The sequence below is a fragment of the Christensenella minuta genome (genome assembly GCF_003628755.1).
GTDB lineage: Bacteria > Bacillota > Clostridia > Christensenellales > Christensenellaceae > Christensenella > Christensenella minuta.
In genome coordinates this window covers 2,380,227-2,392,699 of the sequence record NZ_CP029256.1, presented here as the reverse complement: position 1 = coordinate 2,392,699, position 12,473 = coordinate 2,380,227, and the positions used below count along the sequence as shown (strand labels likewise).

Here is a 12,473-nt window from a genome sequence, read left to right as displayed (position 1 = left end):
TCTCCTTTATGCCGTACAGCGGGAAATGCAGGGGAACCCTTCCCCTGCATCTTCCGCCGCACAATAAAATCATAGTTCAGGGAGGAAACCTGTTTTCCGGTTATTTCCCGGTTGTAATCCATATATTGCCGTTTTCCTGGCTGTCTACGCAGGCGTTGAAAAACCTTACGCCGTCCGCACCCATATCGATCGTCGGATACCCATAGCTGTCCTCGTCGATTGTTTTACCATCCAGCTTGTCATAAACCGCGTCGGTGAAGGATTTGTAAATATTGGCGAACGCCTCGGTCAGTCCTTCCGGGTGCCCCTTTGGCGTGCGGACATATTTCAGTGATTCCGGCTGGCAGTAAGAGCTCCCGCGCGATATGACCTGCATCGGCTGGTTGCGCAGGCGCAAGATCAGGTAATTGTTGTTCTCCTGCCAGAACTCGATCGAGCCTTTTTCACCGAGCAGCATCACCTTGAATGCGTTGTCGTACCCAATCGCCACCTGCGAGCCCCAGAAAAAACCGGAAGCGCCGTTGTCGTATTTCACGATCACCTGGAAATTGTTATCCAGCATGGTGCCCTTGCCGACCGCTTCAAGATTTGCGAGCACTTTTTTCACCCGCAGGCCCGTTACAAAGTGAACCCAGTTTTCCATGTGGGAGCCTATATCGCCGATGGCGGCTCCGCGCCCTGACAGCGCGGGAACCGACCTCCAGGTTTTCGTCTCCTCCGTTTCCTTCTCGAGTGCGTCTACCAGCCAATCCTGCGGATATTCCACAACCACGGTGCGCAGCTCGCCAATCACGCCCTTGCGGTACAGCGCCCGCGCTTCGCGCGACACAAGATGCCCGGTGAAGGTGTGGGTCAGGCAAAACAAAACGTTGTTTTCCTGTGCGGTCTTTTTCAGGTCTTCCGCTTCCTGCGGCGTAAGGCACAGGGGCTTGTCGCACGCGACATTGATGCCCTTTTCCATGAATGCCTTTGCCGCCGGATAATGATACGCGTTCGGCGTGCAAATCACCGCGAAATCGATGCCGTCCGCCCTTTTCGCTTCCTGTTCCGCCATATCCTCATGGGAATGATAAATGCGGTCCGCCGCGACGCCGAATTCCGCGCCTTCTTTTTGGGAGGTTGCAAAGCTGTGTGAAAACGCTCCGCACACAAGCTCCGCATCCCCGTTGAGGCAAAGGGCGTTTCTATGGATTACGCCGACACTCGTGGGCGCGCCCCCGCCCACCATGCCGTATCTTAGCTTCCGTTTCTTTTTCGTCATTTTCGTTATTACTCCTTTTTCCTTTGATCGAACCCGCGCCTTGGCGCGGCCCGTTTATCTGTCCAGCAGCCGCCGCCCGACCGCGCCGCCCGGATGGATCACCGCAAATGTTTCTCTGGTAAACCCATTACGGTCCATCACACAGATTGCGATCGCATCCATTACAGCGATTACGGTGAGCGTGCTTGACGTGGCCAGCATATTAAACCGGTCGGGCTCGCTTGCCACATGGATTTTCAGCAGGAGGTCGCTTTCCCTCGCGAGTTCAGAGTTTTCATTTTCCGTAACCGCGACGATCTTCGCGCCCCGCTTCTTGAGCCCGGGAACCAACTGGGTGATCTCCGGCGTTTCCCCGCCCTTGGAAAGCAGGATCGCCACATCGCCCGCGCACACGGTTCCCATCCCGCCGTGCACCGCGTCGGCGGGACTTATAAAAACGGCCGGACAATCGACGCAGTTCAGCGTATGCGCGATTTTTTTTGCCGCCGCGCCCGACGTTCCGCAGCCCGCTGTTACAACGCGCCCTTCCAGTGAGCACAGCATTTCTACCAGTTGTTCCACCGCACCCATATCCAGCTTTTCAAAAATGTTCCCGACGGATTCACTTTCCTGCCGGAGCGTGCCGCGCACGGATTCCTTTATTGTTGCCGTCATTTCGTCTCTCCTGATTGCCCGTAATAGGCGTCCGCGCCAAATTTACGGTTATAGTGTTTTTTCAGCAGTTCGTCGTCCACGAGCGGTTCCTGCCCCGGGACCCGCCCATCGGTCAAAAATGCCATTTTTGCCACATTTTCCAGCACAACCGCGTTATGCAGAGCATCCAGCGCGGAATTGCCCCACACAAACGGACCATGGCAGCGCACCAGCACCGCGCGCATGACGTCCGGGTCAAGCCCGCAGAAGGTTTCCACGATTACTTTTCCCGTATTCTTTTCGTAGTCCCGGCCGATCTCTTCCTTTGTTATTTTGCGGGTGCACGGGATATCTCCCTTGAAATAATCCGCGTGCGTCGTTCCATAGCAGGGGATGGCCCGGCCCATTTGCGCCCATACCGTCGCGTAGGTGGAATGCGTATGCACGATTCCCCGCACATTTTTGAAATTCCGGTAAATCTCGAGGTGCGTGTCAAGGTCTGTCGAGGGATTGCATTCTCCTTCTACCACATTGCCGCCGAGATCGAGCACCGTCAGGTGTTGGGATTCCATAATGTTGTATTCCACGCCGCTGCCCTTGATAACCACAAGCCCTTTTTCCGGATCAAATCCCGAAACGTTCCCCCACGTGAGGATTGCAAGGTGTTCGGAGCTTAACAATTTATTCGCTTTCAGTACTTCTTCTTTCAGTTGCTCTAACATAGATTTATCCTGTCCTTTGCTGTATTTCCGTTTATACCACGATGTTGTTTGCCTTCACCTTCTGTGAAAACTGTGCGAACGCAACGGCTGCGACAAGCACGATTCCCTTGATGACCTGCTGTACGTAATCGTTGATGTTGTTCATAACCATACCTGTTGAAAGCGTTCCCATGATGACAACGCCCACGACGACCAGCCAGATATTGCCCTTGCCGCCCGCAATGCTGACGCCGCCCAGGACTACCGCCGTGATCGCATCCATCTCATAGCCGTCGCCCGCGCTTGGCTGGCCGCTGTTGGTCCGCGCCAGGAGCACGAGCCCTGCGAGCCCGGAGAGCAGTCCGCTGACCGTATAAACAAGGTATTTTGTTTTGGTTACACCCACGCCCGAAAGGCGGCTTGCTTCCTCGTTTCCACCCACGCCGTAGATATAGCGTCCCGTCCGTGTTTTCATGAGAATAAACGCGCCCACCAGGAACACGCCCACCATAAGCAGCACGGGATAGGGAATCGGGCCGAGCGACCCCTGTGCAAACTGCTTGAATCCCTCGTCAAAACCATAAACCGGAACGCCGTTGGAAACGAGGTAGGCCACGCCGCGCAGGGAGGTCATAACGCCCAGCGTACCGATGAGCGGCGGGATATTGAATACATTCACACAGACGCCGTTTACGAAGCCGAAGCCTGCGGCGATCATTAAGCAGATGACGACCGCCCCAAAGATCGGGACTCCCGAAACCATCAGCACCGCGCCGAGCACGCTGACCACGCCCGCGACCGAACCGACCGAAAGGTCGATGCCCCCTGTCAGCATGACAAACGTCATACCGACCGAGATAATGCCTGTTACCGCCACCTGCCGCAGGATCGTGAACAGGGTGCTTGCGCTCAGGAATTTATCGGACGTGATGGAAAACACAACCATCAGGGCGGCAAGGACGATCACGATGCCATAATCCAGCAAATAGTTAACCATCGTCTTTCTTTTATCATTTATCATTGTTGTTCCCCTCCAAAACCAGTTTGCTGGAAGCATACTCCAGTATCTTTTCCTGCGAAAATTCTTCCCGTTCCAATTCCGCCACATGATACCCGTTGCTCATGACGGCGATGCGGTCCGACATGCCGATCAACTCCGGCATTTCCGAACTAATCATGATGATCGCCTTGCCGTTGTCGGCCAGCGCGCGCATCAGGGTATAGATTTCCTGTTTCGCCCCTACGTCGATCCCCCGCGTCGGCTCGTCAAAGATCAGGATATCGCAGTTCACCGCCATCATTTTCGCAAGCACAACCTTTTGCTGGTTGCCCCCCGAAAGGTTTTTGACCAGCTGCGTATCGGCCGGCGTTTTAATTTTCAGCTCACGGATATATTGATCCGAATAATCCGTCTCGCGCTTTTTGCTGAGATACGGCTTTTTATTTGCTACCTTGTCAAGCACGCCGATGGAAATATTCTGTTTCACCGACATTTCCATAATCAGCCCCTGATTTTTCCTGTCCTCCGGGATAAGGCCGATGCCGGCCCTGAGGGCGGCTGCAGGCGACTTGGGTTTATATTCTTTTCCATTTAATATAATTTTCCCCCCGGTAATCTTATCAGCGCCGAAAATTGCCCGGGCAAGCTCGGTGCGTCCCGCGCCGATAAGACCCCCAAAGCCAAGGATTTCGCCCTTCCGCAGGGAAAAGCTTACGCCATGGAGCCTCGGTCCCTCCAGGTCCTCCACCCTCAGGGCCTCCCCGCCGGGCCGCTGAGCCGCCCGCGGATAATTTTCCCCGAGCTCCCGGCCCACCATATACGCGATCAGCTGTTTTTTGTCCAGCTCTTCCGTTTTTTTCGTTACGACATACCTTCCGTCGCAAAACACCGTAATGCTGTCGCACAGTTCAAAAATTTCTTCCAGACGGTGCGAAATATAAATAATCGTCGCACCCTCCGCTTTCAGCTTTTCAATGATCCTGAAAAATATCTTTGTTTCCTTGAGCGTAAGCGGCGCGGTCGGTTCATCCATGATAAACAGCTTTGCGCTTTGCGACACCGCCTTCAAGATTTCCACGATCTGCTGTTGCGCGATCCCGAGCGTTTCCACCTTGGCCCTGGGGTTCAGATCCACACCGATCTCCTCGCACAGCTCGCGCGTGCGGCTGTTCATGGCCTCGCTGTCCCGGACCATCCCCTTCATCAATTCATGTCCGTAAAACAGGTTCTCAGCGATGGAAAGATAGGGGATCAATGTGAATTCCTGGTAAATCGCGCGGATTCCCGCCTCCATTGCCTGGTGCGGCGTCATTTTATCGTAGGCCTTTCCGTCAAATTCAAATCCACCCTTTGTCGGATGGATCGCCCCGGTCAGTACCTTAATCAGCGTGGATTTTCCCGCTCCGTTTTCCCCGCAGATCGCATGGATTTCCCCTTCCCGCACGGAAAACGAAATGTCGTCCAACGCCTTTACGCCGGAATAATATTTCGACAGGTGATCGATCTTTAGTAAGTCCATTCTTTTTCTCCCTTCCGGCCGGTTCAAATCCGGCGTCCCGTCCCGCTTGAAAGGTGCGGGACGGGGTTATACGCCGGATTTTTTACCCTTCCGCCAAAATCTGCGCTTGGGTAATCGGCTCCATTTCGAGAGGCACCTGCTCCTGCTCCGCCGGAAGCCCGCTCTTGAGGTATTCGAGCGCCATCAGGACCGCATTATAGCCGCTCTCGTAGGGATGCAGGTCCGCCGTTCCGCGGTAGATGCTGTTCTCCTGCTTCATATATCCAACCGCCTCGTCGGTCTTGTCGCCCGAGAAGATTGCGCGGTCGTCGCCGGAGATGCCTGCATTTTCAAATGCTTGGAACGCGCCTACGCCGCCGGAATCGTTGCAGGCCACAACCACATTGAGGTCGGGATGCTGGAGCAGCAGGTTTTCTGTAACGCTGAGTCCGAGTTCGGGCGTGTTCGCGTGCTGCCGCGCGACGATTTCAACATCCGGGCAGCCCTTTTCGATTGCCGCCACGATCGCGTCGCCGCGGGCGATGGAGGACTGGATGTTGTCTTCCGCTAAAACCGCAACCTTGCCCTTGCCGCCAAGGTTTTCATTGATCCAGTCGACTGCGTTCTGCCCGATGACCGCGCCGTATGCGGCGTCGTCCAGCACGATGCCCGCCGTCGCCGCGTCCGCCGTTTGGGCGATCGTTACGCTGGCGATCCCTTCGTCCGTCGCTTTGTTCAGCACCGTATCAAGCGCCGTTCCGTCGATCGGGTTGAACACCAGCGCGTTATATCCGCTTTCAATCACGTTTTCCACATCCGCGACCTGCTGGTCTACGTCGCTGCCCGCATTGAGGGATACGAATTCGATCCCGTTGTCTTTGCACGCCGCTTCAAAGCCGTCTTTTACCATTGCGACCCACGGGTTGGCAAGCTCCGACCCGGAAAAGGCCATTTTATACTGCGGGGCGCCGCCCCCGTCTCCCGTTTCCGCCGGGGTTTCCTCCGCTGAAGCCTCCGGCGAAGCGCTTCCGCTCTCCACAGGTGCCGCAGGCTGTGCGCATGCCGTGAACATTAAAATGCCAACCACGAAAACCGCCAACATACAAACAAACTTCTTTTTCATGTTTACCTCCATTTTTTTCCTTTTCAGATTTTTTATATAGACCCGATTCGTACGCAATCGGGGGTATATCAGGCAATAGGAAAGACACCCTGTTTTCCGCCAAGGCTTTGCCGTTTTAAAATGATGTTTGGGATTCAGTTTCGTTCAGGTTTTATTTGTTTGCAATAATCGCGGAGATCGTCTTTTTGATCCGGGGCTTATATTTCTCCGCATCCTTTGTAATCATGCCCATATAGAGGGTTTCTATGATCGCGTGCTCCGCGGCCCTCCTCGCAATTTCATCGTGCCCGGCCGTCATGTCGGTCGTGGCCGTGAAGAGCCTGATATCCGCATATTTCGCCAGCTTTGATTTTTCAAAATGTACGATACAAATTGTTTTCGCGCCGTTTTCCCGGGCGATCCTTGTGGCGTCCACAACGACGCGCGTGTCGCCGGAGAAGGAAATACCGACTACCACGTCGTCTTCCCCGAGCAGGCTGGCCGTCGCCAGCATCAGGGCCGTATCGCTGTAGGCAGTGCAGTTGATGCCGATCCGGGCAAATTTCATCTGGGCCGCCTGGCACACAAGGTGCGCGTCCCCCACGCCGAAGAAATGGATCGCCTTGGCCTTGCGCATCGCCTCCAGCGCGTTATCGTAATCATCGTTATATAATGTAAGCGTATCTTTGAGGGTCCGCTCGTAATACCAGATAATTTTCTGGAAAATCGTCCGCAGGCCGTCCTCCTTTGAAATCCGGTATGCGCCGTGGTCATAAGTGTATGAGGTAACGTCAGCAAGCTGCTGCTTGAGGTCCGCAAAGCCCTCCACACCAAGCCGCCGGCAGAAGCGCAGGATGGAAGCGTCGCTGCATCCCGCCTTTTCGGCATATTCCGCAATCGTATAATTCGTGACGTTCTCCCCTTCGTCCAGCAGGATGTCCGCAACGGCTTTTTCCGATTTGGACAGGGAGGGGTAGAGGAATCTAACCTTTACAAAAATATCATTATCAATCGATGTCATACAGACGTCCACCTTTTTATTGTTTTCTTATTTATATTCGTGAATGGATGGATAATGTCCTTCTTAACTTCACCTTCATGATAACAACTTCAAGTTTAAGTGTCAATATATTTTTTATAATTTGAAGTTTTATTTAAAAAATTATTTTTGTTTATATTTGCTCGTTTTTATAATAATCCCCTTTTTAATTGGATTTATTTGCCTTTTTTGAATTTTCTTTCCGCCGAATTTTTAATTTTTCTCTGCGTTTTTACTTCATTTTTTAATTATTTTTTTGAAGTTTAACTTCGGATTTATTAATTAAATTTGACGTAATCCCGGCCTATGTACGGGCGGCCGCCCCATTTCCTGGAAGGGAAACTCCCGGGGGGCCTCATTGACAAGGCCGCCCGTTCCATATTATAATTTTTTTGTTCATCGGAGGGCTTGTGATCGCAATTGCAAAGCCGGATAAGATGTCGGGTGCGCCCGGTATGCTGTCCGGCTTTTTTGTTGTTTTAAGGAGGTTTAGCAATGCCTGAGACCCGCAATTTCACACAGGGGAAAATTTTTTCACCGCTGATCCGTTTTGCGCTTCCCGTACTGCTGGCGCTGTTTTTGCAGGCCATGTATGGTGCGGTCGATTTGCTTGTCGTCGGCCAATTCGGCACTGCGGCGGGCGTATCCGCCGTTTCCACGGGAAGCCAGATTATGCAGACGCTGACGATTGTGATTGTCGGCCTTTCCATGGGGATCACCATACTTGTCGGGCAGAGGATCGGCGAAAAACGGTTCCGCGACGCAGGCCGTGCCATCGGCAGCGGCATCGCCCTGTTTGCGGCAATCGCCGCGGGACTTACCGTCGTTATGATCCTCGCCGCAGACTCCCTTGCCGTTTTAATGCGCGCCCCGTCCGAGGCTGCGCAGGGCACCGTCTCTTATGTGCAGATTTGTTCGGCGGGGAGCATTTTCATCGTAGCCTTCAATGTCATCGGCAGCATTTTCCGCGGGATCGGCGATTCCAAAATGCCCCTCATTACCGTGGCCATCGCGTGCGTGGTGAATATCGGCGGCGACCTTTTGTTGGTGGGAGCGCTTCGCATGGACGTCACGGGCGCGGCGATCGCGACGGTGGCGGCGCAGGCCGTGAGCGTGCTTCTTTCCCTGCTCATCATCCGCAAACGCGCGCTGCCTTTTTCCTTTTCCAAAAAGGACATTCGCTTCGACCGCAGGCTGATCGGCAAGATCGTAAAGCTGGGCTCGCCCATTGCTCTACAGGACCTTCTTGTGAGTATTTCCTTCCTCGTGATCCTCGCGATCGTGAACGCCCTCGGCCTCACCGCTTCGGCGGGCATCGGCGTGGCGGAAAAGCTGTGCGCCTTTATCATGCTGGTACCCTCGGCCTATATGCAGTCCATGTCCGCATTCGTGGCGCAGAACATCGGCGCGAACGAGCCCGGAAGGGCAAGGAAAGCGCTTTTGTACGGAATCCTTTCCTCCCTTGCCGCAGGCGTGCTGATCGCATACGTTTCCTTTTTTCACGGAAGCGCGTTGGCTGCCGTTTTTGCCCGGGACGCGGCGGTAATCTCCGCGGCGGCGGATTACCTGCGCGCCTATGCCATAGACTGCCTGCTGACCTCGTTCCTCTTTTGCTTCATGGGGTATTTCAACGGCTGCGGCAAGACGTTTTTCGTGATGGTGCAGGGGATTGCCAGCGCGTTTGCCGTGCGTATCCCCATTTCCTACTTTGTAAGCCGTATCCCGGGCGTATCCCTCTTTATGATCGGCCTTGCGACCCCTGCCTCTTCAGTGGTGCAAATTATCCTCTGCGCGGGTTATTTCTTTTGGCTGGCGAAAAGGGCCGGGCGGCCCGGGCCGTCCGTGCAACGCGGCGCTGTCCCGAAATAACGGACGCTGTCTTTTCCTAAAAAGAACATTTCTCTTGTTATACAGCCTCTTATTGTGTTACTATTGGAAAAAAGGATGGTGAGCGTTATGCCGTTTTGCCCCAATTGCAGGACGGAATATGACGAAGGCTATACCGTATGCGCCGACTGCGGCGCGCGTTTGGTGGAAAAACTTTCCCAGATGACGGAAAAGGCTGCCCCGTCCGCCTATGGCGGCGAAGCGAACCGCGTGTTCCTCGTTTCCGCCTGCAGCCGCGAATCAAGCGCCATGCTCATCAATATGCTGAACAATAGCGCCATTCCCGCGTTTGCCCGCGAACCGCAGGACGCTTCCTCCGGGCAGGCGGAGGGCCGCGATATTTTTGTGGACCGTATGGATTACGGTTCCGCTATGGAGATCGCCGCTTCCATCCTGGACGGCAATTGCGCCGAAGATGAGGAAGGCGGCGCGCAGGAGGAACAGGCTTCGCCCGATCCGGCCCGGCATATACGTATCCTGCTTGCAGCCGTCATTGTTAGGGCGCTTATTGCCTGCGCCGTTGTCTTTTCCAATTAACCAATCTGAAAGGATGATCCCTTATGGAAAAACGCGTTCTGCTCGCCTCGACTGCGAGCGCAGTTGAAACCGCAATGATTACAGACGTTCTCGACCAGAACGGTATTCCCGTCATTACACAGCCAAGGTCAAGGTATTTTGGCGAAGCTATGAACGCCTATACAGGCTCGTCCCTTTACGGAGACGATATCTTTGTTTCCGAGGCCGATTTTACCGCCGCGCAGGATGCGGTGGAAGGCATGATCTCCGGCGAAAATTGAAATTGTTCCGGGCTGCATATTTTGTATTTCCGGAAAGTTAGCTATTGCTAACACTTTATTTTTATGCTATGCTTTCCCCGGGAGGACAAAATGAAGGACCATTCTTTGAGTGCAATGATCGGGGAAGACCGCCTGTTCGGCGGCAAGGCCGATATCCTCGAGCAGACCGGGGAAAAAACAGTGTTCCACCTGGACTGCCGGGACGGTGATGGTACAATGGTCATTTACCGGGTTTTTCCGGGTATCGAGCTGATCTTCAACGATTTCCATGCATTCCACTGCGCCGAAGCACAAACGGGCGGCAGGGATGATATTTTGGAGATCAACCACTGCCGCAGCGGGCGTTTCGAGTGCAGGCTCAGCGGCAATTTTTACGGATACCTCGGGGAGGGAGACCTTTCCGCGAATATTTGGAGCGTACAGCGCATTTCTTCCGGGTTTCCCCTCGGCTACTACCAGGGCGCGGAGGTCTTTATCCGCATCGAAACAGCGCAGGCGGCGCTCTCCGGCATATGGGGCGGCATCGGCATTGACCTTCGGGCGCTGAAAGAGCGGATCATCGGCAGCCGGCCGTGTTTTATGATGCGCGCTGCCCCACGGATCGGAGATATTTTCGACCGGCTGTATGATGTGGAAAAGAACATCCGGAGCGGGTATTTCAAGGTGAAGATCCTGGAACTGCTGCTTTTCCTCAGCATAGCGCCGTTGGAAACGAATGGGGAGGACCGTCCGTATTTTCCCAGAGCGCAGGTGGAAAGCGTCAAGCGCATCCGCGCGGAACTGATGGAAAAGCTCGACCAGCATATTACGCTCGCCGACCTCGCGGAAAAATACGGACTCAGCACCACCGCGCTCAAGACCTGCTTCAAGGCGATCTACGGAAAGCCCGTTTACGCCTGGCACCGGGAATACCGCCTGTACGCCGCCGCGCAGGCGCTGCGCAAGACCGACCGCAGCATTGCAGATATCGCGGACAGCGTAGGCTATGAAAACGCGAGTAAGTTTTCCGAAGCCTTCCGCAGGCAAATGGGCTGCCGTCCCCTGGAATACAGGAGGTTCCCCCTTCCCTTTGCGGGTTTTTCCGGCGCGGCGGAATAGCGCCCGTTTTATGCAAAGGCATTCACAGGCACTGGAAAGGGCAGCTTTTTGTTTACCGTCCCGCTTTTTTTACGGGGAATTGGATTTCCGTCATCCATTCGGCCACAGTCTCCCTGTTCCAAATGCCGTCGATATAGCTTTCGCGCGGTTCCCCGCACAGCTCGTATCCATTTTGCGCAGCCCACTCCGCAGCGAACGCATGAGCCGGGGCAAAGGTATCGTATCCGCCGTAGTGCCTGACGCACACCGCTTCCGGCACCCCGGGGATGGTCTTGAAGGTCACAATGTCCGAATCTTCCTTCGCCTCCACTACCGCCTCGCACATTTCCATATCGATATCCGTTTCCCGGTATTCGCCGTCACGGCAAATATTGAAGCAGTATGCGGGGACCGCGCATTCGCAGCCGAGGCGCATCATTTCAGGCCCCATGACGTTCGGCATAAGGTCGAACAGTGCGCCGTGGTCCGGGATCACCCGCCGCATGGATGCGGCGACGCATCCGGGCAGCGGTTTTACGACCGGTTTATAGTTCTGCATAGTTTCTCCTGTTCCGTACAGCAGGAAGTGTCCAAGCCTGTCCGCCTTGCGGTTTTCCTCCTTGATCCGTTCTTTGATTTCCCCTTGCTTGTCCTTAATGCGGCGCATAAGCTCCGCGCCGTCCGGCGCAAGATCGATGATCTCAAGAATCTCGGGCAGAGAAAACCCCATCCGCTTAAATTCCAGGATTCGCCGCAGGCGCACCGCCTGCCCGTGTCCGTAATAGCGGTAGCCTGTTTCACCGTCTACATAGCCGGGCGCAAGCAGGCCGAGTTCGTCGTAATGACGCAGGGTTTTGGGCGTAACCTGATAGATTTTTGAAAACATTCCGATGCTGTACATTGATAAATTCCCTTTCAAACGCGCGTATTTCCGGGTAATCTTACCGTAAACCCTTCCGCACGGGGAGAGTCAAGTTCTTTTTCGTTAAAAAATCCGGCGCACCGCTGCGCCGGATTCCTCGTTTCCTCTTAGCCCTGCGTGGGCGGAAGCGCGTTTTTATTTCTATACGCCCGCCATTCTTTCTGAAACGCGAACGTCCCGAGCGCGCCGCACACAAGCGCATAGCCGAACACCACGATCAAAATCCATTCCATCACGCCAAGCTTTATAAAGTAGGCGCTTACCCCGTTTGAAAATACGAACAGGGCCAGCAGGACCAGCGCGCACACGCGGCTCTGCTTGAAGTACATGCCAAGCGTAAGGCCGCCCACCAGCGCCACGTCGATCAGCGCCAGCGCGCCGTAAAGCGCCATCGAAATCAGCGCGTTCAAGCACAAGAACGCCCCTCCGAGCACGCCCCATATGATATATGATTTTGTTTTCTGCGGGGTTTGCTCCCGCCAAAAGGTTTTCTGATCCATAGGTCTATTCTATCATACTTCCCCGCAGGAGTCATATAAAAAAGATATCAATATTT

At 54.5% G+C, this 12,473-nt stretch carries 13 protein-coding genes; 4 read left to right on the top strand and 9 right to left on the bottom strand.

What is annotated here, in order from left to right; translation table 11 throughout:
- Nucleotides 1–100: 100 nt before the first annotated feature.
- The 7 genes from B1H56_RS11450 to B1H56_RS11420 all read right to left on the bottom strand — a co-directional run bounded on the left by B1H56_RS11450 (nt 101) and on the right by B1H56_RS11420 (nt 7,216).
- Nucleotides 101–1,261 (bottom strand): Gfo/Idh/MocA family protein, encoded by a 1,161-nt coding sequence (locus B1H56_RS11450; RefSeq protein WP_066519922.1) that lies wholly within the window; start codon nt 1,259–1,261, stop codon nt 101–103.
- Between the two features lie 54 nt (nt 1,262–1,315).
- Nucleotides 1,316–1,915 (bottom strand): KpsF/GutQ family sugar-phosphate isomerase, encoded by a 600-nt coding sequence (locus B1H56_RS11445; protein ID WP_066519920.1) that lies wholly within the window; start codon nt 1,913–1,915, stop codon nt 1,316–1,318.
- The gene (gene araD / locus B1H56_RS11440; RefSeq protein ID WP_066519914.1) at nt 1,912–2,616 is read right to left on the bottom strand and encodes an L-ribulose-5-phosphate 4-epimerase AraD; all 705 of its coding nucleotides are present in this window, start codon (nt 2,614–2,616) and stop codon (nt 1,912–1,914) included. The genes B1H56_RS11445 and araD overlap by 4 nt, the downstream gene beginning before the upstream one ends.
- A 31-nt stretch (nt 2,617–2,647) precedes the next feature.
- Nucleotides 2,648–3,616 carry an ABC transporter permease gene (locus B1H56_RS11435; protein WP_066519911.1) on the bottom strand — a complete coding sequence of 323 codons (969 nt, stop codon included), beginning with the start codon at nt 3,614–3,616 and terminating at the stop codon, nt 2,648–2,650.
- Entirely contained in the window at nt 3,606–5,114 is a 1,509-nt protein-coding gene (locus B1H56_RS11430) for a sugar ABC transporter ATP-binding protein (RefSeq protein WP_066519909.1), read from the bottom strand. The genes B1H56_RS11435 and B1H56_RS11430 overlap by 11 nt, the downstream gene beginning before the upstream one ends.
- Before the next feature lie 82 nt (nt 5,115–5,196).
- Nucleotides 5,197–6,216 (bottom strand): sugar ABC transporter substrate-binding protein, encoded by a 1,020-nt coding sequence (locus B1H56_RS11425; RefSeq protein ID WP_066519907.1) that lies wholly within the window; start codon nt 6,214–6,216, stop codon nt 5,197–5,199.
- 151 nt (nt 6,217–6,367) lie between these two features.
- The gene (locus B1H56_RS11420; protein WP_066519904.1) at nt 6,368–7,216 is read right to left on the bottom strand and encodes a MurR/RpiR family transcriptional regulator; all 849 of its coding nucleotides are present in this window, start codon (nt 7,214–7,216) and stop codon (nt 6,368–6,370) included.
- Nucleotides 7,217–7,729: 513 nt separating this feature from the next.
- Here B1H56_RS11420 and B1H56_RS11415 point away from each other — a divergent pair.
- The 4 genes from B1H56_RS11415 (at nt 7,730) to B1H56_RS11400 (ending at nt 11,016) form a co-directional block, all read left to right on the top strand.
- Nucleotides 7,730–9,103, top strand: a complete 1,374-nt coding sequence (locus B1H56_RS11415; RefSeq protein ID WP_066519903.1) for an MATE family efflux transporter — start codon at nt 7,730–7,732, stop codon at nt 9,101–9,103.
- A gap of 87 nt (nt 9,104–9,190) precedes the next feature.
- Nucleotides 9,191–9,658 (top strand): zinc ribbon domain-containing protein, encoded by a 468-nt coding sequence (locus B1H56_RS11410; RefSeq protein WP_207667490.1) that lies wholly within the window; start codon nt 9,191–9,193, stop codon nt 9,656–9,658.
- Nucleotides 9,659–9,681: 23 nt separating this feature from the next.
- Entirely contained in the window at nt 9,682–9,918 is a 237-nt protein-coding gene (locus B1H56_RS11405) for a putative signal transducing protein (protein WP_066519896.1), read from the top strand.
- Between the two features lie 90 nt (nt 9,919–10,008).
- Nucleotides 10,009–11,016 carry a helix-turn-helix domain-containing protein gene (locus tag B1H56_RS11400; protein WP_066739880.1) on the top strand — a complete coding sequence of 336 codons (1,008 nt, stop codon included), beginning with the start codon at nt 10,009–10,011 and terminating at the stop codon, nt 11,014–11,016.
- Nucleotides 11,017–11,068: 52 nt separating this feature from the next.
- On the opposite strand, the gene B1H56_RS11395 is transcribed toward B1H56_RS11400, so the two are convergent.
- Both B1H56_RS11395 and B1H56_RS11390 read right to left on the bottom strand, forming a co-directional pair.
- Nucleotides 11,069–11,896 (bottom strand): MerR family transcriptional regulator, encoded by an 828-nt coding sequence (locus B1H56_RS11395; RefSeq protein ID WP_066519882.1) that lies wholly within the window; start codon nt 11,894–11,896, stop codon nt 11,069–11,071.
- A gap of 128 nt (nt 11,897–12,024) precedes the next feature.
- Nucleotides 12,025–12,417 (bottom strand): hypothetical protein, encoded by a 393-nt coding sequence (locus B1H56_RS11390; protein WP_066519880.1) that lies wholly within the window; start codon nt 12,415–12,417, stop codon nt 12,025–12,027.
- Between the last annotated feature and the right edge of the window lie 56 nt (nt 12,418–12,473).

Coding starts and splice junctions, on each gene's coding strand:
- B1H56_RS11400 (WP_066739880.1), top strand. CDS start 10,009: ATGAAGGACCATTCTTTGAGTGCAATGATCGGGGAAGACCGCCTGTTC.
- B1H56_RS11450 (WP_066519922.1), bottom strand. CDS start 1,261: ATGACGAAAAAGAAACGGAAGCTAAGATACGGCATGGTGGGCGGGGGC.
- B1H56_RS11430 (WP_066519909.1), bottom strand. CDS start 5,114: ATGGACTTACTAAAGATCGATCACCTGTCGAAATATTATTCCGGCGTA.
- araD (WP_066519914.1), bottom strand. CDS start 2,616: ATGTTAGAGCAACTGAAAGAAGAAGTACTGAAAGCGAATAAATTGTTA.
- B1H56_RS11405 (WP_066519896.1), top strand. CDS start 9,682: ATGGAAAAACGCGTTCTGCTCGCCTCGACTGCGAGCGCAGTTGAAACC.
- B1H56_RS11410 (WP_207667490.1), top strand. CDS start 9,191: ATGCCGTTTTGCCCCAATTGCAGGACGGAATATGACGAAGGCTATACC.
- B1H56_RS11445 (WP_066519920.1), bottom strand. CDS start 1,915: ATGACGGCAACAATAAAGGAATCCGTGCGCGGCACGCTCCGGCAGGAA.
- B1H56_RS11395 (WP_066519882.1), bottom strand. CDS start 11,896: ATGTACAGCATCGGAATGTTTTCAAAAATCTATCAGGTTACGCCCAAA.
- B1H56_RS11390 (WP_066519880.1), bottom strand. CDS start 12,417: ATGGATCAGAAAACCTTTTGGCGGGAGCAAACCCCGCAGAAAACAAAA.
- B1H56_RS11415 (WP_066519903.1), top strand. CDS start 7,730: ATGCCTGAGACCCGCAATTTCACACAGGGGAAAATTTTTTCACCGCTG.
- B1H56_RS11420 (WP_066519904.1), bottom strand. CDS start 7,216: ATGACATCGATTGATAATGATATTTTTGTAAAGGTTAGATTCCTCTAC.
- B1H56_RS11425 (WP_066519907.1), bottom strand. CDS start 6,216: ATGAAAAAGAAGTTTGTTTGTATGTTGGCGGTTTTCGTGGTTGGCATT.
- B1H56_RS11435 (WP_066519911.1), bottom strand. CDS start 3,616: ATGATAAATGATAAAAGAAAGACGATGGTTAACTATTTGCTGGATTAT.